This is a genomic window from Mesorhizobium argentiipisi (SeqCode), assembly GCF_037179585.1.
In the GTDB taxonomy this organism is placed as follows: Bacteria; Pseudomonadota; Alphaproteobacteria; order Rhizobiales; family Rhizobiaceae; genus Mesorhizobium; species Mesorhizobium argentiipisi.
In genome coordinates, this window is the sequence record NZ_JAPYKO010000017.1 from 91,286 (window position 1) to 109,124 (window position 17,839).

Annotated in this window: 20 protein-coding genes; 12 read left to right on the forward strand and 8 right to left on the reverse strand. The window is 63.7% G+C overall.

The features are described from left to right. Positions 1-157 precede the first annotated feature (157 nt). From O7A05_RS22490 to O7A05_RS22500, 3 genes are all read right to left on the reverse strand, one after another. Entirely contained in the window at positions 158-958 is an 801-nt protein-coding gene (locus O7A05_RS22490; protein WP_337095141.1) for an inositol monophosphatase family protein, read from the reverse strand. 22 nt (positions 959-980) lie between these two features. Continuing rightward, complete coding sequence (efp, locus tag O7A05_RS22495) at positions 981-1,547, reverse strand: elongation factor P (RefSeq protein ID WP_337095142.1); 567 nt, start codon at positions 1,545-1,547, stop codon at positions 981-983. Between the two features lie 116 nt (positions 1,548-1,663). Continuing rightward, positions 1,664-2,530 (reverse strand): LysR family transcriptional regulator, encoded by an 867-nt coding sequence (locus O7A05_RS22500; protein ID WP_337095143.1) that lies wholly within the window; start codon positions 2,528-2,530, stop codon positions 1,664-1,666. A gap of 102 nt (positions 2,531-2,632) precedes the next feature. Between O7A05_RS22500 and O7A05_RS22505 the strand changes: the two genes are divergently transcribed. Then, a complete protein-coding gene (locus O7A05_RS22505) occupies positions 2,633-3,649 on the forward strand; it encodes a zinc-dependent alcohol dehydrogenase family protein (protein WP_337095144.1) in 1,017 nt (338 codons plus the stop codon). Positions 3,650-3,736: 87 nt separating this feature from the next. Here O7A05_RS22505 and O7A05_RS22510 read toward each other — a convergent pair whose 3' ends face one another. Together O7A05_RS22510 and O7A05_RS22515 are read right to left on the reverse strand one after the other, a co-directional pair. Then, positions 3,737-4,900, reverse strand: coding sequence for a tetratricopeptide repeat protein (locus O7A05_RS22510; protein ID WP_337095145.1), 1,164 nt, complete (start codon positions 4,898-4,900; stop codon positions 3,737-3,739). 1 nt (position 4,901) lies between these two features. After that, the gene (locus tag O7A05_RS22515; RefSeq protein ID WP_337095146.1) at positions 4,902-5,549 is read right to left on the reverse strand and encodes a thiamine phosphate synthase; all 648 of its coding nucleotides are present in this window, start codon (positions 5,547-5,549) and stop codon (positions 4,902-4,904) included. A 263-nt stretch (positions 5,550-5,812) separates the two neighbouring features. Here O7A05_RS22515 and O7A05_RS22520 point away from each other — a divergent pair, with 263 nt between their 5' ends. Further along, entirely contained in the window at positions 5,813-6,211 is a 399-nt protein-coding gene (locus O7A05_RS22520) for a GFA family protein (protein WP_337095147.1), read from the forward strand. Between the two features lie 263 nt (positions 6,212-6,474). Then, positions 6,475-7,245: a sulfite exporter TauE/SafE family protein gene (locus tag O7A05_RS22525; RefSeq protein ID WP_337095174.1), complete on the forward strand. Its 771-nt coding sequence runs from the start codon at positions 6,475-6,477 to the stop codon at positions 7,243-7,245. Positions 7,246-7,291: 46 nt separating this feature from the next. Here the strand turns inward: O7A05_RS22525 and O7A05_RS22530 are convergent, their stop codons facing one another. Further along, positions 7,292-7,843 (reverse strand): DUF2269 family protein, encoded by a 552-nt coding sequence (locus O7A05_RS22530; protein WP_337095148.1) that lies wholly within the window; start codon positions 7,841-7,843, stop codon positions 7,292-7,294. Between the two features lie 556 nt (positions 7,844-8,399). On the opposite strand from O7A05_RS22530, the gene rcdA reads away from it, so the two are divergent. The 6 genes from rcdA to O7A05_RS22560 all read left to right on the forward strand — a co-directional run bounded on the left by rcdA (position 8,400) and on the right by O7A05_RS22560 (position 13,607). Continuing rightward, positions 8,400-8,930 carry a protease adaptor protein RcdA gene (rcdA, locus tag O7A05_RS22535; protein WP_337095149.1) on the forward strand — a complete coding sequence of 177 codons (531 nt, stop codon included), beginning with the start codon at positions 8,400-8,402 and terminating at the stop codon, positions 8,928-8,930. A gap of 248 nt (positions 8,931-9,178) precedes the next feature. Beyond that, positions 9,179-10,243 carry a glycosyltransferase family 2 protein gene (locus O7A05_RS22540; protein WP_337095150.1) on the forward strand — a complete coding sequence of 355 codons (1,065 nt, stop codon included), beginning with the start codon at positions 9,179-9,181 and terminating at the stop codon, positions 10,241-10,243. 105 nt (positions 10,244-10,348) lie between these two features. After that, on the forward strand, positions 10,349-10,858 hold the full coding sequence (gene ruvC / locus O7A05_RS22545) for a crossover junction endodeoxyribonuclease RuvC (RefSeq protein ID WP_337095151.1): 510 nt from the start codon (positions 10,349-10,351) through the stop codon (positions 10,856-10,858). A gap of 10 nt (positions 10,859-10,868) precedes the next feature. Next, positions 10,869-11,489: a Holliday junction branch migration protein RuvA gene (ruvA, locus tag O7A05_RS22550; RefSeq protein ID WP_337095152.1), complete on the forward strand. Its 621-nt coding sequence runs from the start codon at positions 10,869-10,871 to the stop codon at positions 11,487-11,489. Between the two features lie 43 nt (positions 11,490-11,532). Then, on the forward strand, positions 11,533-12,570 hold the full coding sequence (gene ruvB, locus O7A05_RS22555) for a Holliday junction branch migration DNA helicase RuvB (protein WP_224528031.1): 1,038 nt from the start codon (positions 11,533-11,535) through the stop codon (positions 12,568-12,570). Between the two features lie 134 nt (positions 12,571-12,704). Beyond that, on the forward strand, positions 12,705-13,607 hold the full coding sequence (locus O7A05_RS22560; protein WP_337095153.1) for a metallophosphoesterase: 903 nt from the start codon (positions 12,705-12,707) through the stop codon (positions 13,605-13,607). 93 nt (positions 13,608-13,700) lie between these two features. Here O7A05_RS22560 and O7A05_RS22565 read toward each other — a convergent pair whose 3' ends face one another. Both O7A05_RS22565 and O7A05_RS22570 read right to left on the reverse strand, forming a co-directional pair. Then, a complete protein-coding gene (locus tag O7A05_RS22565; RefSeq protein ID WP_337095154.1) occupies positions 13,701-14,390 on the reverse strand; it encodes a glutathione S-transferase family protein in 690 nt (229 codons plus the stop codon). 47 nt (positions 14,391-14,437) lie between these two features. After that, a complete protein-coding gene (locus O7A05_RS22570; protein WP_337095155.1) occupies positions 14,438-15,691 on the reverse strand; it encodes a glycoside hydrolase family 5 protein in 1,254 nt (417 codons plus the stop codon). Positions 15,692-15,822: 131 nt separating this feature from the next. Between O7A05_RS22570 and ybgC the strand changes: the two genes are divergently transcribed. From ybgC to tolR, 3 genes are all read left to right on the forward strand, one after another. Then, the gene (ybgC, locus tag O7A05_RS22575; RefSeq protein WP_337095156.1) at positions 15,823-16,293 is read left to right on the forward strand and encodes a tol-pal system-associated acyl-CoA thioesterase; all 471 of its coding nucleotides are present in this window, start codon (positions 15,823-15,825) and stop codon (positions 16,291-16,293) included. A gap of 359 nt (positions 16,294-16,652) precedes the next feature. After that, positions 16,653-17,363 carry a protein TolQ gene (gene tolQ / locus O7A05_RS22580; RefSeq protein ID WP_224510837.1) on the forward strand — a complete coding sequence of 237 codons (711 nt, stop codon included), beginning with the start codon at positions 16,653-16,655 and terminating at the stop codon, positions 17,361-17,363. 9 nt (positions 17,364-17,372) lie between these two features. Continuing rightward, on the forward strand, positions 17,373-17,834 hold the full coding sequence (gene tolR / locus O7A05_RS22585) for a protein TolR (protein WP_411970634.1): 462 nt from the start codon (positions 17,373-17,375) through the stop codon (positions 17,832-17,834). Positions 17,835-17,839 lie beyond the last annotated feature (5 nt).

Here is a 17,839-nt window from a genome sequence, read left to right on the forward strand (position 1 = left end):
TTGCGGTTTTGCGACTAAAGGCGCGCGTCCTTTCGACGCGCAAAGGACGCTTTAAAGCGCGTCGCGCTGAACGGACTCAGGCGACACGCTTTAAGTCTTTGTTTTGATGCATGTTGTCGTCCCAGAACCGCTGCACACTTCTGGCGACATGCATTAATCAGCGGGCAGCCAACGGTTTCTTCACGGTCTTCAGCAGCGCGCGCTGGATGAACTCGTTGCCGGCGACGACCTCGCCAATGTCCAGCATGTCCTGTCCGCCATCCATGTCGGAGGCGAAACCGCCGGCTTCGCGCACCAGAAGGATGCCGGCGGCGATGTCCCAGGACGAAAGGCCGGTTTCCCAGAAACCGTCCATGCGCCCGGCCGCGACATAGGCAAGGTCGAGCGCGACGGAACCGAGGCGGCGGACGCCGGAGACCTCCGCCATGACGTTGCGCAGCTCGATCAGGAAATTGCCGTGCTGGCCGCGGCCGAGATGCGGTACGCCGCAGCCGATCACAGCGTCGGTCAGCTTGGAGCGTCCCGCAACGCGCAGCCGGCGATCGTTCATGAAGGCGCCGCCGCCGCGCTCGGCCGTGTAGAGCTCGTCCATCGCCGGATTGTAGACGACGCCGGCGACGATCTGGCCCTGGCGCTCGAGCGCGATCGACACGGAGAAGAGCGGAATGCCGTGCAGGAAGTTGGTGGTGCCGTCGAGCGGGTCGACGATCCAGCGGTGCTGAGCGTCGTCGCCTTCGACGGCGCCGCGCTCTTCCATCAGGAAGGCATAGCCCGGCCGCGCCTTCGAAAGCTCGGCGAAGACGATCTCTTCGGCCTTGCGGTCGGCCTGGCTGACATAGTCGCCCGGTCCCTTCATCGAGACCTGCAGGTTCTGCACCTCGCCGAAGTCGCGCGACAGCGAGCGGCCGGCCTTCATCGCGGCTTGGACCATGACGTTGAGGAGAGCGGAACGCGCCATTTTTTCTTCCTGCTTTTTGCCGTTAATCCGCGCGGCGCACGTAGGTGATTTCGTTGGTGTCGACGATGATGCGCTCGCCGGCCGAGATGAAGGGCGGCACCAGCACACGGATACCGTTTTCCAGCACCGCCGGCTTGTAGGAGGAGGCTGCGGTTTGGCCCCGCACCACCGGGTCGGCTTCGGTGATGGTCAGCGTCACCTGGTCGGGCAGCGAGATGCCGATCGGCCGCTCCTCGTAAAGCTGCACCGTCACCATCATGCCATCCTGCAGGAAAGCGGCGCGCTCGCCGACAAAGTCCTTCGCCAGCTCGAGCTGCTCGTAGCTTTCGGTGTCCATGAAGACCAGCGCATCGCCCTGCTCGTAGAGGAACGAAAAATCCTTCAGGTCGAGCCGGATCTGCTCGACGGTCTCGGCCGAGCGGAAGCGCTCGTTGAGCTTGGTGCCGTTGATCAGGTTCTTCAGCTCGACCTGGTTGTAGGCGCCGCCCTTGCCCGGCTTGACGGTGTTGGTCTTGACCGCCACCCACAGACCGCCATCGTGCTCGATGACATAGCCGGGACGGATTTCGCTGCCACTGATCTTGGCCATGATGAACTGATCCGGATGAGATTTTTCTGGCGCCGATCGCGCTTTGGCGCCTCCAAGACCACAAATCGCCCAGAGTGGCAAGGGAGGGAGGCAACGGCCGCGTCAGCGAGCCAGTGTCAGCCGGTGACCGCGATCACCTTGCCGACGGCCTGAGCGATGGCGTCCGCTACCTTCGCCAGACGGTTGAGATGTGGGGAGCGGAGCGCCACGACCTGCATGGAGAGGTCGAGATCGCCGGCGTCGGCAAGCGCGAGGCCATAGGGAATTCCGCGCGCCGCCAACCGCGACGGCATCAGGCCGAGGCCGTGTCCTCGACGGACCCATTCCATCTGCATTGCCGGATCCTGAATTTCCGCCGCGACGACCAGCCGGCGCCGTCCGTCGCTCCCCATCACCGACAGCAGCCTTTGACGGGCGTCGCAAGGTTCGGGACTGAGCACCCAGGGCATCGGCGACCCGGCTTCGAGACGGCGCTGCGTGCCGCCGGCCTGCGCGATGACGCTGAGACGCTCGATGCCAAGCCTGCCCGGACCCTCATAGTCGGGGGCTCTCAGAACGATCGCCATGTCGAATTGGCCACGCTCGAATTGATCGGCGAGTTCCGCGCTCCAGGCGGTTCGCAGGCGCAGCGAGACTTTTGGAAACGCCGCCGCGACGTCGGCGATGGCGTCGGCCACGCTTGCGTCGGACAATCCGTGCGTCAGGCCAAGGCGCAGCACGCCTTGCGGTTCGGCCTCGGCTGCAAAAGACTTCAGAGCCTCCACCGAGGTGAGAATGTCCCTGGCGCGCAAAAGCACTTCCCATCCTGCCGACGTCAGTCGCGGCGGTTTTTGCCGGCGGTCGAGCAGCGTCGTGCCGAGCAAGTTCTCCAGTCGTTGCAGCTGCCTGGTGACCGCCGGCTGCGTCAGCGGCAGGCGCTGTGCGACTTTCTGGATCGAGCCTTCTTCGGCGAAGAGGACGAGAGTGCGCAGTTCCTCAATCATCATCCATGTTCCGAATGCATAATCATTCTGATTATTATGAATTTGAAATCCACTGGCGCGCAAGCGATTTTCCTGCCGGCACTCCAGTCGAGGAAACCGAAAATGCGCACGATCGAATTGCAGGCCCCGGGCGGCATCGAAAACCTTAAGCTGGTCGACCGGCCGACGCCGACGCCGGGGCGCCAGGAAATCCTCATCAAGGTCAAGGCGAGCGCGCTCAATTACCGTGATGTCGAAATAGCCCGCGGCAGCTATCACACGAGATTCGCGCTGCCCCTGGTGCTGCTTTCCGACGGCGTCGGCGAGGTGGCGGCGGTCGGGGCGGAGGTCAGCCGGTTCAAGATCGGCGACCGTGTCTGCGGCACGTTCTGGCAACGCTGGGTAGCCGGCAGCTTCGTCATGGCCGAGGCGTCTTACCAGCGCGGCGGGCCGATCGACGGCATGCTCAGCGAGTATGCGCTGCTCGATGAGCAGGCGGCGGTGCTCGCGCCTGCCCACCTCAGCGACCTCGAGGCGGCGACGCTGGCCTGCGCTGGCGTGACCGCCTGGCATGCGCTGTTCACCGAAGGCAAGTTGCTGCCGGGCGAGACGGTGCTCACTCTCGGCACAGGCGGTGTCTCGCTGTTCGCCGTGCAGCTTGCGAAGACCGCCGGGGCGCGCGTGATCGTCACGTCGAGCAGCGATGAAAAGCTTGCTCGGGCAAAAGAACTCGGTGCGCATGACGGCGTGAATTATCGCGACAATCCGGAATGGGCGGAAGCCGTGCTGCGGCTGACAGACGGTCGCGGTGCCGACCACATCATCGAGGTCGGCGGTCCACAGAGTTTCGCGCAGTCGCTCAATGCGGCGGCCCGCTGCGGCCAGATTAACGTCATCGGCTATCTCGGCGGCAACGACGGATCGGTCAATCCGCTCGACATCTTCCGCCGTCAGGTCACGGCGCGCGGCATTCCAGTCGGGTCACGTCAGTCCTTCGAGGCAATGAACCGGGCGATTGCCGTCAACGGTCTGCGTCCGGTGATCGACAAGGTCTTTCCCTGGTACGAGGCCGCATCGGCGCTTCGCTACCTCGAGCATGGCTATCCCTTCGGCAAGGTCGTGCTCGATCACATGCAGTGACAAAGTCTTCTCCTTTGGAGCAATTGCCGACCGAAGGCTACGGCGAAATCGCCGAACCTGACTGCTTCGCACCTACCTGCGTTACACCTACGGCAGGCGGTTTGCCTTCTGCAGCGCCTGCTTGGTCTGATCATCGTCTAGACCCTGCAGGAAATCGTCCATCTGCGGGTCGATCAGCCCGGCGCGGCGGGCGACGATGTACCAGGCGCCGGCAAGGATCAGGTCCGGATCGGTGCCGATGCCGCTCATATAGAGCTTGGCGAGGCGGTTCTGGGCGGCGACATTGCCGCCTTGCGCCGCCCGCTTCATCCAGGCAAAGCCCGATTTCAGGTCGCGCCCGCCGCCGCGTCCCTCGATCATCCAGGTGGCAAGGTCGATCTGCGCGGTGTCATAGTTCTGCCTCGCGGCCTGCGCCAGGAGAAGACGCGCCTGGGCATCGTCATGCGGCTTGCCGCCGGCGCCGTTGGCGTAGAGCTGCGCCATCGCATATTGGGCATCGGCAAGGCCGGTGGCGGCGGCGCGCTCGTAATACACGGCCGCCTTGGCAAGGCCGCCATCGCCGGGATCCTGCTGGACGAGCAACTGGGCAAAGTTGAACTGCGCGAGCCGGTTGCCGGCCTCGGCCGAGGCCTGCATCAGCGCGAAGGCGCCCTTTTCGTCCTTCTTCACATATCGGCCGTCGAGCAGCATCAGCGCATATTGGAACTGCGCCTCCGGCACGCCCTGTTCGGCCGCCAACGCATACCATTTCGCGGCCTCGGCCGGATTGAGCGGCATACCCAGTCCGCGCGACAGGATTTCGGCCACGAGCGTCTCGGCCGCCGGATCGCCGTTCTTGGCGCGCTCCATGGCAAGGTTGTAGGCGGTCTTGTAGAGCCCGCGCTGGAAGGCGCCATAGGCGGCGTCCGGCTGCTTGGCGCCGAAGCGGTCGGGATTGACGGTATCGGCCGATGGCGGCGTCATGGTCGCCGGCTGCGGCAAGGTGTTCTGGATCGGCTTGTCGATATGCGGACCGGTGCCGAACCTGCTCGGATCCGGCGCGCCGGCGTCCGGCGTGGCTGTGTCCAGTTTGCCCGTATCCGGCGTGCCCGCGTCCGGCGTGCTTTCATCCGGCTTGGCTGCGTCGGGCGCGCTCTTGTCCGGCGCGCTCGTCTCCGGCCGCGGCTGCGGCAGCGGGACGGTCTCAGCCGCCATCGCGGCCTGCGCAAACAAACCGGCCAGGACCACCAGGCAAGGGCCGTGCAGGCGCATGTCAGTCCTCGAAACGCGGCGCGGTTTCATCGAGCAACGCGTTGGCGGCGGCGATCGCGGCGCGGGGCTCGCGTCCGTCGGCAAAGACGGCGCTGGACAGCGCCACGAACTCGGCGCCGGTTGCGGCCACCGTCTCGACGGAGGCAAGCTCGGAGCCGCCCATGACGATGCAAGGGATCGAAATCATCTCCGCCCACCATTCGCCCAGGGCGAGGTTGCGGTGATGCGGCTCCGGCTTGTTGTCATAGCCGAAGCGGCCGAAGAACATGTAATCGGGCCGCTGCTCGCCGAGTTCCAGCGCCTCGTCGCGCGTCTTGGCGCCGCCGGCGCCGACCATCATCTTGCCGGCCAGGCGCTCGATCGTCTCGGCGAGCTCCCGGGGCTTTACTTCGACATGGATGCCGTCCGCCTGGACGCGCCCGGCGATGCGGCTATCGCCGGCGATGATGACGGCGATGCCGGCACCTTGAGCAATCGGCACGATCTTTTCGGCGAAGGCCTGGAAGGAGGCGTCGTCCATGCCGTTGTCGGGCAGGATCAGCGAAGCGACGTCGCCACCCTCGAATGCCGCGCAGATCTGCTCGGCCGGCATGAGCGGCGGCGCGATCAGCACGATGCGGCAGCGGTTGGGCGGAGTTGCTTCGTTCATTGGCCTTCGATCCCGGTTTCGCCTATGCCGGGCGAAGATGGTTGCATTGCGGCATAAAGCAAAGCGTTCGGCTTGAACAGCCGGCTATGCGGCGGATGAGGACCGTCCAAACGAGCATCGTCGCGCCTGGGCCTAGACGGCCGCGCACGCGCTCACAATCGCCAGTGCAAATGTCGGGATCAGGCGCCAGTTCGGCGCATTCGTGGCGACTCCCGCACGCCCCCCTGAACTAAGCTGCCCTCGCTGCCTCAAGGAGGTTTCGCATGCGTGGTCATTGCCTATGTGGCGCTATTGCCTTTGAAGTCGATGGACCGGCACAGGCCTGCGTGGTCTGTCATTGTGAAAGTTGTCGGCGGCAATGTTCTGCGCCGATGACCACCTACATTGGCGTCCTGGACGGCCAATGGCGATGGCTGGGCAAGTCACCGAAGACATTCAATTCTTCTCCCGGCGTAGAAAGAACATTTTGCGATCACTGCGGTTCGCCGCTTTCCTTCCGCTCAAAGAAGATGTCCAATGTCATGCATTTTTTTTCGGCAACGATGGCGGAGCCGGAAAAATTTGCGCCTACGCTGCATGTCGCCTTCGAGGAGAAGCTCCCTTGGGTGAAACTCGCCGACGGCCTGCCGACACGTTTTGGGCCTGACTACACAAAAGGCTAGTGCGTTTCACTGCCCGCGACAGCGGCAAGCCGGCTCTTCGCGTGCCTGGCCATCGCCGGCAAGCATCGCGACGATCGCCGCAACGTCCGTTTCGCGAGGCTCATGTCCACACCTCGAAGGCAGTGAGCCGACCGACGATCCTTCCAATGCGGCTGCCTGCCAGCGTCGGCAGGCATAGCGGATGCCGGCATTAATGACTATCCCGGCGGCGCTGTTCTGCGCTATGGCTGGGTTCCCCGCCTTCTCCAACCTTCCCCTTGCCGATGTCAGGCCTGCTCAGCGATCCGTGGTTCTACGCCGCCGCCATTCCGGCGGTGATCCTTGTCGGCCTGTCGAAAGGCGGCTTCGGCGGCGCCGTCGGCTTCGTCGGCGTGCCGTTGATGGCGCTCACCATGCCGCCGGTTCAGGCGGCCGCCATCCTGCTGCCGATCCTGTGCCTGATGGATGTCATCTCGGTGTGGACCTGGTGGGGCGTTTACGACCGCAAGATGCTGGTCGACATGATGCCGGGCGCGGTCATCGGTATCGGGCTCGGCTGGCTGACCGCGGCTTTGGTCACCGAGGAGATGGTGCGGCTGATCGTCGGCGCCGTCGCGCTGGTGTTCGTGCTGCGATGGATCTACCTGCAGTTCCGCCACGGCGCCGACCATGCGGCTGAGCCGAACCGCATTGCCGCCGCCTTCTGGGGCACGGTCGCCGGCTTCACCAGCTTCGTCGCCCATGTCGGCGGCCCGCCCTTCCAGGTCTATGCGCTACCGATCCGGCTCGATCCGAAAGTGCTGTCGGGCACGGCGGCGATCTTCTTTGCCGCCACCAATGCGCTGAAGCTCATCCCCTATTTCGCGCTCGGCCAATTCGACACCGCCAATTTGACCGCGTCGGCGGTGTTGATGCCGCTGGCGCCGATTTCGACGATGGCCGGCGCCTGGCTGGTGCGCCGCATGCGGCCGGAGATCTTCTATCCGTTCACCTACGCCACTGTCGCGGTGGTCGCCGTCAAGCTGCTGTGGGACGGCATTGTCGGCCTGATGTAGAAGCGAAGCGGCCATCCGGCCGCCTCGCTCCAAAGAATCGCGACGCTCAGGCGGCGCTCGGCACCATCTGGCGGCCGCCGCCGAAGGCGAGCGCGGCGCCCAGCGCAACCACCATCGCCATGCCGGCAAGAATGCCGATGTCGTGCAAACTGGGCTTCAGCACCATGTCGGCGATGATCACCAGCATCACAGCATAATCAAGCCGCGCCCATTTCATCATGCGCTGGCCGATGGCAAGGACGGACGGCGTCACGCCGTCCTTGGCGATCATCGCGCCTATGCGCTCGCCGGTCGGCTTGAAGATCAGCATGCCAATCGAGAAGGTCGTGGCGTAGCCGACGAGGCCGATGACGATCCACAGCTCGGTAAAGCCGACCCAGAAGCCGCACATGATCAGGCCGAAGACCAGCGTCAGCATCGACATCGGCGCGAAGAATTTGCTGCCGAGCTGTCCGCTGGCGCGCATTGCCTGCAGCTTGTCTTCGATGTTGCCGGCTCGCTCGGCGAGCACGCCGAGCAGGAACAGCACGAAGCCGCCGCCGACCCACAAAATAGCCGAAACGACGTGAAGGAATTTGACGATCGAATACCAATCCATGGTTTGCTCCCGGATATGCTGCGTGATTTCAAGGGGCGCGGATCTGCGCGCCGCTTCAGAGGAGCGGCCTTTTGCGTGGCGCGTGTTTCGGCACGATGCCGCGGCAGCAGCCAACATGTTACGGCCGCCACGATCGGCGTTCGAAAATCCGGTTTCAGACGATCCCGGGGGCGCATCCGCTGTCCTGTTCCGGCACAGGAAAGCGCGTTCGCTCAAAAAAATCGCCGCCGCGTTAAGGCTTCATTAAGCTTTACGGGCGTTTACTATGCGCATCCAGTTTTGCTGGATTCTTACCGAGTGGTTGGAGCCACTTTGTTTGACGCCTCCCTGTTAAACTCCTGAGAGCCGCCTTATCCGCGGCTCTTTTTTTATCCGCATACGGCAGGCCTGCGCCATCCGCCGGCGGGTGGCCGGAACGCGACCGGCGTTAACCGTTTGTTAAACATGCGCTTGCCTTCATGGGCATCGAAGCGCATTTTCAAGCCTCAGTCATTTAGCGTGCGGGCCACGTCGGCAAGATTGCCGAATCGGCTGGCGGCAGTGCAGGGGCGTATCGATGAACGAGCCTTCGAAGGGCAGCGCGAAAACCATCAAATTGGCGGAGCGCCGGGTTTTCTCCCAATCCTTCAAGCCGCTCTACCAGGAAGGAATGGGGCTGGTCGAGCAGGCCGCCGAATATCTCGATGGCAAGGGCAGGCTCGAAGCCAAGAAATTGTCGCGCACGGCGGCTACGCTCTACGCGGCCGAATCGATGCGGCTGACCACGAGGCTCATGCAGGTCGCCTCCTGGCTGCTTTTGCAGCGGGCGGCGAATTCCGGCGAGATGACGCGCGACCAGGTGGCCTCGGAGAAATCCAAGGTGCGGCTCGACACCGCGTCCGCGCATGACGAGGCGCTTGGCTGGAACGAGCTGCCCAAGGATTTTGTGGATCTCGTGACGCGCTCGCTGCGCCTGCAGGCGTTGGTGCGGCGCATGGACGAGGAAATCTATGGCGGCGTGGTCAGCGACCTGCACGCCCCCGGCCGGCGGGCCAACCCGGTTTCCGACCAGATCAGCCTTTTGAATACGGCGTTCGCGCGCGGCTGAAACCGCGTTTGCAAAAAGACGATAGCGGTAGCGGCGCAGGTCGACACCTGTGATTCGGAGTGCTCTTCGATATTGCGGCGGCCGTTATTGTATTTGAAGGTGATGCCGGCCTTCCCGACAAAGATCACACTTGCCTTGAAGCGATAGGCCCCTAATTGGAGCCGTTCGCCGCAGCCGGGTCGACCCGAGCCGGTTCTGCAACAAAACCACCGTCACTGTGACCAAAGCAGATTGCGAGGCTTGATCCCGTGCATTCGCCATTGGACCGCATCCCGGTATCGATCATCATCCCCAACTACAATTACGAACAGTTTCTAGGACGCGCCATCGACAGCGCGTTGGAGCAGGACCACCGAAATGTCGAGGTGGTGGTCGTCGACGACGCATCGACGGATGCGTCGGTCGCCGTCATCGAATCCTACGGCGACAAAATCCGGCCGTGCCTCAGGCGCAGGAATGGCGGGCATGCCGCCGCGTTCAATACCGGCTTCGAGGCGAGCACCGGCGAGATCATTCTTTTCCTGGACGCCGACGATTATCTCTATCCGAACGCCGTCTCCGAGGTCCTGGACGAGTGGGACGCGGATGTCGCCCAGGCGCAATTCCGACTGCATCTCGTCGATGAGGACCAGCGGATCAAGGATGTTTTTCCCCCTCCGGAACAGCCGTTCGATTCAGGCGACGTCGTCCCGGAATTGTTGCGCAAGGGGCGGTACCGCACGACGGTGACAAGCGGGTTGGCGTTCGACCGCGAGGTGCTGGAGACGATAATGCCCATGCCGGAAAGCGATTTCCGGCAAGGCGCCGATGGCTATCTCGCAACACTCGCGCCGCTGCACGGAGAGGTGAAATCCATCGACACCTGCCTTGGCGCCTACCGCATCCACGGTTCCAACCATTCCGTCTTTGCCGAAAAGCTTGCTGAGCGAGCGCGTTGGCGCGTGCAGCATGACTTCCGGCGCCTCGAGGCCTTATCCGGCCGGGCGGCCGAGATCGGTCTGACCGTACCGCCGGATGCCGGCCTTCGCGATCCGGTGCATCTGGAAGAACGGCTGGCTTCGCTCTGCGTCGACGAGCCCCAGCATCCGGTCGCCACCGACTCCCGGCTGGGACTGGCAAGTGCGGGCGCCGCCGCCAGCCTGGAAATGGACGCATCTTGGCGGCGGCGGGCTGCTCTGGCGGCCTGGTTCCTTTGCATCGGAATCCTGCCGCGGCGTATTGGCAATGCAGTCCTGGCCTGGAAGCTGGTCGCATCGTCCAGGCCGGCATTTCTCACGCGGCTGTCGAAAACCATCCGTCGCGTGACGAATTAGAGCGTCTCACCGTCTCACGGAAACGGCGAGTCGCTGAGATCGCAATTGTTTCTGGTTTGTTCACATTTTGCTGGCATCGCTTGCCGCCACAGCTAGACTTGGCGCATGGGGGAAGCGATTCGCATCATCGGCATCGATCCGGGCCTGAGGCGCACCGGCTGGGGTATTATCGACAGCGTGGGCAATTCGCTGCGCTTCATCGCGTCCGGCACGGTGCGGTCCGACGAAAAGGAGTCGCTGGCGACGAGACTGTGCCAGCTGCATGACGGCTTGGCCGAGGTGCTGCACCAGGCCATGCCGCATGAGGCAGCGGTCGAGCAGACTTTCGTCAACAAGGATGCGACGGCGACGCTGAAGCTCGGCCAGGCGCGCGGCATCGCCATGCTGGTGCCGGCGCGCGCCGGACTGGTGGTGGCCGAATATGCCCCCAATGCCGTCAAAAAGGCCGTGATCGGCGTCGGTCATGGCGAGAAGAAGCAGATCCATATGATGGTCAAGGTGCTGATGCCGAAGGCGATCTTCGACACCGACGACGCCGCCGACGCTCTGGCCATCGCCATCTGCCATGCGCATCACCGCCCGAGCGCGACTTACCGCATGGCCGCGCTGGCGTGAGGGGACAATCATGATCGGCAAGCTGAAAGGCACGCTGGACGAGATCGATGAAGATTCCTGCATCATCGACGTGCATGGCGTCGGCTATGTCGCCCATTGCTCGGCGCGCACGCTGGCCGCGCTGCCGTCGCCCGGCGAGGCGGTGATGCTGTTCATCGAGACATATGTGCGCGAGGACATGATCCGGCTCTATGGCTTCCAGACGGGACTGGAGCGCGAGTGGTTTCGCCTCTTGATGAACAATGTGCAGGGCGTCGGCGCAAAGGTGGCGCTGGCCATCCTGTCGACGCTGGCGCCCGCCGATCTCGCCAACGCGATAGCGCTGCGCGACATAGCCATGGTCTCCCGCGCGCCCGGCGTCGGCAAGAAGGTGGCCGAGCGTATCGTCACCGAATTGCGCACCAAGGCGCCTGCCTATGCGGGCGCGGCTACCGGCACGATTGGCCTCAAGCAGGAGCTTGGCGAAGGCGTCGCCGCAGCGCCGATCACGGATGCGGTCTCGGCGCTCGTCAATCTCGGCTATTCGCGCGACATCGCGGCGAACGCGGTCGCGGCGGCGCTGAAATCGGCCGGCGAGGGCGCGGATGCGTCCAAGCTCATCCGCTTCGGCCTGAAGGAACTGGCGCGGTGAGGCGACGCTTGTTCCGCTACTGGTCCTATGCAAGGAAGGCGGCATGACCCTTTCGCCCCGCCTCATTGCTCCCGACAAGCGCGGCGAGGACGCCGACCAGACGCTGCGGCCGCAGTCGCTCGACGAGTTCGTCGGCCAGGCGGCGGTGCGCGCCAATCTCAAGGTCTTCGTCGACGCCGCCAAGAGTCGCGGCGAGGCGCTCGACCATGTGCTATTCGTCGGCCCGCCGGGGCTCGGCAAGACCACGCTGGCGCAGATCATGGCGCGCGAGCTCGGCGTCAACTTCCGCTCCACCTCCGGCCCGGTCATCGCCAAGGCCGGCGATCTCGCCGCGCTGCTCACCAATCTCGAGGAGCGCGACGTCCTCTTCATCGACGAGATCCATCGGCTCAATCCGGCGGTCGAGGAAATCCTCTATCCGGCGATGGAGGATTTCCAGCTTGATCTCATCATCGGCGAAGGGCCGGCGGCGCGCTCGGTCAAGATCGACCTCGCCCGTTTCACGCTGGTCGCGGCGACAACGAGGCTTGGGCTCCTGACCAATCCGCTGCGCGACCGCTTCGGCATCCCGGTCCGGCTCAATTTCTACACGGTCGAGGAGCTGGAGCAGATCGTGCGGCGCGGCGCCCGCATCCTGTCGATGCCGCTCGGCGACGACGGCGCGGTGGAGATCGCGCGCCGCGCGCGCGGCACGCCGCGCATCGCCGGCAGGCTGTTGCGCCGGGTGCGCGACTTCGCCAGCGTCGCCGGGGACGGTCATGTCGACAGGAGGATCGCCGACGAGGCGCTGACCAGGCTGGAGGTCGACGCGCTCGGCCTCGACGCGCTCGACCGCCGCTACCTTTCGATGATCGCGCGCAATTTCGGCGGTGGCCCGGTCGGCATCGAGACGATCGCCGCCGGGCTCTCCGAGCCGCGCGACGCGATCGAGGACATCATCGAGCCCTATCTGATCCAGCAAGGCTTCATCCAGCGCACGCCGCGTGGCCGTGTGCTGACCGCCAATGCCTGGCGCCATCTCGGCCTCGACCCGCCCAAGGATATCGCCCAGCAGCAGATCAGCCTGTTCCAGGAAGAGTAACGCAGATTTGTTCGCCGTTTCGGCGGCACAACGGCCCATCTGCGCAGAATCTGCGCGCCTCGGCCTGACTGAGGGCGCAATTGCAGCCTTTAAGGTAGGCCTATCTGACGCAATCCTAGGGCTTGGGGCGACCTATGATCACCAGACGCGCTTTCCTGCGCCTTATCGGCGGCTCGGCCTTCGCCATGGTGTCGCTCAGCGCCTATGCGGTCGGCATCGAGCCGATGCTGCTCACCCATGTTAAGCGCTACACATTGACGCCGCCGCACTGGCCGGCCGGGCTCAAGCTGCGCGTCGTGGCGCTTGCGGATATCCACTCCTGCCGGCCCTGGATGACGCCGGAACGGATCGCAGCGTTTGCCCAGGAAACGAACGCGCTTCAGCCGGATCTGATCGTGCTGCTCGGTGACTATACCGCCGGGACCAAGCTGGTGACGGGCCGGGTGCGGGTGGAGGAGTGGGCCGAGGCATTGTCGGGCCTCAAGGCGCCGCTTGGCGTGCTGTCGATCCTCGGCAATCACGATTGGTGGACGGATTTCTTCGCGCAGCGAGCGGAGGCCGGCCCGACCCAGTCGCGCAAGGCGCTGGAGCATGTCGGCATCCCGGTGCTGGAAAACGACGTCGTGCGGCTGGAAAAGGACGGGCATGGTTTCTGGATCGCCGGGCTAGCCGATCAACTCGCGCTGCTGCCGAACAAGGCCAAGGGACGCGACAGTTTCCAGGGCTTCGACGATCTCCCGGGCACCTTGGCCAAGATCCAGGGGAGCGAGCCGATCATCCTGCTTGCACACGAGCCCGACATTTTCACGAAGGTGCCGGAGCGGGTGTCGCTGACATTGTCCGGACACACGCATGGCGGACAGGTGCGGCTGTTTGGTTATTCGCCGATCGTGCCTTCGGACTATGGCAACCGCTTCGCCTACGGCCATGTCGTGGAGAATGACCGCAACCTGATCGTATCAGGCGGGCTGGGCTTCAGCATTCTGCCGGTACGTCTCGGGGTGCGGCCGGAGATCCTGCAGATCGATCTGGGCTAAGGTTCCCATTTGCGTTTCACCGTCTCACGAAACGGCGAAACGCCCTATCTCTTTGTTTTTTATTCAACCGCTCACAGTTTTTCTGGAATTGCTCTAGATAGCGCGGATGGGCGTGCCGTCGGCTTCGTAGCCGGTGATGCCAGGTTCCCACCACAGCACCGGATTGTTCCGGAAGCTGGCGCGATCTTCCATCCTGCTCACAAGCGCGCGGGTTTTCGGATGCTCGCCAGGTTGAGTATCGAGGTCCAGGGGCCGGTTGGCGATGAAGCGCAAGTGGCAGGTCAGAAAAATGTCCTGGACCGAGACGACCTTGCCGAAAAATCCCTCGCCGTCGCGGTCGATCCGCCCTTCCAGCCATCCGATCAGATGAGCAATGCGCTCTGCGCAGCGCGTCAAATGCGAATTGTCGCGATGCCTCACTCCGGACCATTGCATCTGGCTGATCGTCGTTGCGGCGGCGCCCAGCGTCTGGATCGAAGCAAAGAGCAATCGGTCCTGCCATTCCGATGCCGCCCGCCACATCGACGGAGCCAGAGCCGGATCGCTCCCGACACGCTGCGGATAGGCGGCAAGCAGATACTCGGCGATGACACCGCTTTCCCAAAGTGTCAGATCGCCATCCCGTAGCGTCGGTACTTGAAGCGCCGGGGTCCATTCGGCGCGAGACGCGGCAGATGGCGTCGTCGTTTCCTCGCGGCGCTCATAGTCGAGGCCGATTTCATCCAGCACGACACGAATGCCGCGCGCGAAAGGTGATCCGGTCGTATAAAGCAGTGAGCGCATAAGCTAATCCCCCGATGCCAGCGCAGAATTGGCAGCATCGCTGGTGACTAACGTGCAAGCTGGCGGATTACGTCCATCACATCCGGCTCAGCCTTCTCGCCGTCGAACGCATCGACGATGCCGAAGGCGCCGCCATAGTTCCACACCGACCATGAAAAGCCATGCGCCTCAGCGCGGGCGATCATGTCGCGCACATAGGCAGCGCGGTATGCGGCCGGCATGACGAAGCCGTTGCCGTATTCCTTGCGGATCATGCCGAATTCGCCGAGCGTGATGTCCTGCGGCTTGATGCCGTTGACCTTCGCCCAGGCATCGACCGTCGCGAATGGCGCATCCATCACGCCAAGGAGCTTTTCGGGGCTGTCCATCGTCGCCACCTGCTTGTCGAGATAGCTAAGCAGGCCGCTCCGTCGCGCCCAAGGCGCCTCGGCCCTGATCCGGTCGCGGATCGTGTCCAGCGTCATGTTGAGCTGCGCCTTCGGAATGGCCGTCAGCGGATAGGGCAGGCCGGTGACATAGGGAATGAAGTCGCCAGCCCAGCTTGCGCCCTGATGCGTCAAAAGGAACGGGTCGTAGGAATGGAAGGTCCAGATGATGTTGTCATCGGCGATCGCTCTCGGATCGATCCTGGCCAGCGATTGCGCGTTCGAATAGCAGCCGCCGGTCAGGATCAGCGTCAGCCTGGTGGCGGAGGCGCGCGCGGCCGCGAACAATTGCTTCTGGCGGTCGGGCCAAAGGCTGGTGCCGTTCGCCTCGCAATCGACCAGCGGCTCATTCATCAGTTCCAGCGCGACAAGCTTCGGATCCTCTTTGGCCAACGTCCGCGCCATCTTGCGCACCAGTTCGGCATAGGCGTCGAAGACGGCCGGGTCGTGCATCACCTCGCTCATGCCGATCTTGCGATTGCCGCCAGCCGGGATCAGATGCAGGTCGATGATCACTTTCAGGCCGGCGCGGTTGATCATGCGCGCCGATTCGAGCACGCTCGCATAGAGGTCATCGCGAAGGGCCGCGGTCCGGTCCGAAAGAAAGGGCGAGGGATCGACCGGCATGCGCAGGAAATCGAGTCCGGCATCCTTGAGCGCCTTGAGGTCGTCCTCCTTGAGGAATTTGCGCCACTCCGGATAAGGCAGGATCGCCTGGCGCTCGCCCCATTTGTCCTCGGCCGGCCAGGTCACCCACTGGTCGAGATTGAGGCCGCGCTTCATCGAGAAGGTCGCCGCTCCGGCCGGCAATGCCAACGCGCCGAGCGCAAGCAGCGCCGCCATCAGGGTCTTGATCGTCGAGCCCAACAATGCCATCCCGTTCTCGCGCGAAAACGGTGCGTGTCGCCCAAAAGTGTGCAGCGGTTTTGGGACAACGACACGCATAGAAAAAATGCCTAAAGCCCGAGGGCTTTAGATGCCTGTTCGGGCCTGAAAAGGAAAGCGCGATGGACGATCATGGTGAATCGGCGGCGCTCAGCGCCGGGCTTTCCGGAGCGCTGACGGATTTCGGCCACCGGCTTATGGCGAGGGTCTATTATGCCGACACCGATTTCTCCGGCGTCGTCTATCATGCGCGCTATCTCGAATTCCTCGAACGCGGCCGCTCCGACTATCTGAGACTGACCGGCGTCCACCACACCGAACTCCTGGACGGCAAGCATGGCGAGCGCATCGTCTGGGTGGTGCGGCGCATGGAGATCGACTTCCGTTCACCGGCGCGCATGGACGATATCCTCACCATCGACACACGCACTGACGATATTTCCGGCGCCCGCATCTTCATGGGCCAGCAATTGAAGCGCGGCGGCGACGTGCTGGTGGAGGCGAAAGTCGAAGCGGCGATCGTCGGCGAAAGCGGCCGCCCGAAGCGCTTCCCGAAGGAATGGGTCGCCGCCTTCATGCCTCGGCCAAGCTGACATTCAGGTGAGGCCGGCCTGCGAATGGTGGCTTCCTGCGCTTCCGGTGCTCACGTACTTCAAGTACGCTCCGCTCCGGTTCTCGTAAGCCACCATTCTCGGCTTCCTGGCCGAGATCATGCGCGGCAATGCGCCGCGCCTTACGTCCTAACCCATCCTTAACCATAACGGTTCATGAAGGAATTGGTGAAGATTGGCGCAATTCGTGTGCCTTCCTTTCACCAATATTTGCCTCGAAAAGGCCGCGAAACGGTGCATTCGGGGCTTATCCCGCAAGCTTCAAGCTTCGCGCGATCGGACCAAAGGAATGCCCATGGGCCAGCCGCCAGCGATGCCCGGAAACCTTAAGGACTTAAGTCATGGAAAACATCGCACTCGCCGATCCGGGCGCGCATCTGTCGATCTGGGCCCTGTTCATGCAGGCCGGCTGGGTGGTCAAGCTGGTCATGATCGGCCTGCTTTGCGCCTCAATCTGGACCTGGGCGATCATCATCGACAAGCTCGTCGCCTATGGCCGCATGCGGCTGGCGCTCAACCGCTTCGAGCAGGTGTTCTGGTCGGGCCAGTCGCTTGAGGAGCTCTACCGCACGCTGGCCGATCGCAAGACCACCGGCATGGGCGCGATCTTCGTCGCCGCCATGCGCGAGTGGAAGAAGAGTTTCGAAAAGGGCGCGAAATCGGCGCTGGCGCTGCAGACCCGCATCGACAAGGCGATGGACCTGGCGCTGACGCGCGAGATGGAGAAGCTGGAGGGTCGCCTCGGCTTCCTCGCCACTACCGGCTCGGCCGCACCGTTCATCGGGCTGTTCGGCACCGTCATCGGCATCATGACTTCGTTCCAGGCGATCGCCGCCTCGAAGAACACCAGCCTTTCGGTTGTGGCGCCCGGTATCGCGGAAGCGCTGCTCGCCACCGCGATCGGTCTGCTCGCGGCCATTCCCGCGGTCATCGCCTACAACAAGCTGTCATCGGACGCGAACAAGCTCGGCATGCGCATGGAAGGGTTCGCGGACGAGTTCTCCGCCATACTCTCGCGCCAAATCGATGAAAAAGTAGCGCAGAAGGGGTGAGGATCGATCATGGGGATGTCTGCTGCAGGCGCAAGTGGCTCGGGGCGGGGCGGACGCGGCCATAGGCGGCGTGGCCGTCACCATGCCCTGATGTCCGAAATCAACGTCACGCCGATGGTCGACGTGATGCTGGTGCTGTTGATCATCTTCATGGTCGCGGCGCCTCTGCTCACCGTCGGGGTTCCGATCGACCTGCCGGACACGCAGGCCAAGGCGATGAATGTCGACACGCAGCCGATCACCGTGTCGATCAACGCCGCCGGCCAGATCTATCTGCAGGAAACCGAAATCCCGATCGAGGAACTGATAGCCAAGCTGCAGGCGATCTCGAAGACCGGTTACGACGAACGCATCTTCATCCGCGGCGACAAGTCGACGGATTACGGCACGGCGATGAAGGTCATGGCCCGCATTTCGGCGGCCGGCTACAAGAATATCGGCCTGGTCTCGCTGCAGGAACAGGATCAGTAGACGCC

What these genes read in the sequence shown, in the direction of transcription:
- O7A05_RS22490 (WP_337095141.1), bottom strand. Translation starts at nt 958, where the DNA reads ATGGCGCGTTCCGCTCTCCTCAACGTCATGGTCCAAGCCGCGATGAAG.
- efp (WP_337095142.1), bottom strand. Translation starts at nt 1,547, where the DNA reads ATGGCCAAGATCAGTGGCAGCGAAATCCGTCCCGGCTATGTCATCGAG.
- O7A05_RS22500 (WP_337095143.1), bottom strand. Translation starts at nt 2,530, where the DNA reads ATGATTGAGGAACTGCGCACTCTCGTCCTCTTCGCCGAAGAAGGCTCG.
- O7A05_RS22505 (WP_337095144.1), top strand. Translation starts at nt 2,633, where the DNA reads ATGCGCACGATCGAATTGCAGGCCCCGGGCGGCATCGAAAACCTTAAG.
- O7A05_RS22510 (WP_337095145.1), bottom strand. Translation starts at nt 4,900, where the DNA reads ATGCGCCTGCACGGCCCTTGCCTGGTGGTCCTGGCCGGTTTGTTTGCG.
- O7A05_RS22515 (WP_337095146.1), bottom strand. Translation starts at nt 5,549, where the DNA reads ATGAACGAAGCAACTCCGCCCAACCGCTGCCGCATCGTGCTGATCGCG.
- O7A05_RS22520 (WP_337095147.1), top strand. Translation starts at nt 5,813, where the DNA reads ATGCGTGGTCATTGCCTATGTGGCGCTATTGCCTTTGAAGTCGATGGA.
- O7A05_RS22525 (WP_337095174.1), top strand. Translation starts at nt 6,475, where the DNA reads ATGTCAGGCCTGCTCAGCGATCCGTGGTTCTACGCCGCCGCCATTCCG.
- O7A05_RS22530 (WP_337095148.1), bottom strand. Translation starts at nt 7,843, where the DNA reads ATGGATTGGTATTCGATCGTCAAATTCCTTCACGTCGTTTCGGCTATT.
- rcdA (WP_337095149.1), top strand. Translation starts at nt 8,400, where the DNA reads ATGAACGAGCCTTCGAAGGGCAGCGCGAAAACCATCAAATTGGCGGAG.
- ruvC (WP_337095151.1), top strand. Translation starts at nt 10,349, where the DNA reads ATGGGGGAAGCGATTCGCATCATCGGCATCGATCCGGGCCTGAGGCGC.
- ruvA (WP_337095152.1), top strand. Translation starts at nt 10,869, where the DNA reads ATGATCGGCAAGCTGAAAGGCACGCTGGACGAGATCGATGAAGATTCC.
- ruvB (WP_224528031.1), top strand. Translation starts at nt 11,533, where the DNA reads ATGACCCTTTCGCCCCGCCTCATTGCTCCCGACAAGCGCGGCGAGGAC.
- O7A05_RS22560 (WP_337095153.1), top strand. Translation starts at nt 12,705, where the DNA reads ATGATCACCAGACGCGCTTTCCTGCGCCTTATCGGCGGCTCGGCCTTC.
- O7A05_RS22565 (WP_337095154.1), bottom strand. Translation starts at nt 14,390, where the DNA reads ATGCGCTCACTGCTTTATACGACCGGATCACCTTTCGCGCGCGGCATT.
- O7A05_RS22570 (WP_337095155.1), bottom strand. Translation starts at nt 15,691, where the DNA reads ATGGCATTGTTGGGCTCGACGATCAAGACCCTGATGGCGGCGCTGCTT.
- ybgC (WP_337095156.1), top strand. Translation starts at nt 15,823, where the DNA reads ATGGACGATCATGGTGAATCGGCGGCGCTCAGCGCCGGGCTTTCCGGA.
- tolQ (WP_224510837.1), top strand. Translation starts at nt 16,653, where the DNA reads ATGGAAAACATCGCACTCGCCGATCCGGGCGCGCATCTGTCGATCTGG.
- tolR (WP_411970634.1), top strand. Translation starts at nt 17,373, where the DNA reads ATGGGGATGTCTGCTGCAGGCGCAAGTGGCTCGGGGCGGGGCGGACGC.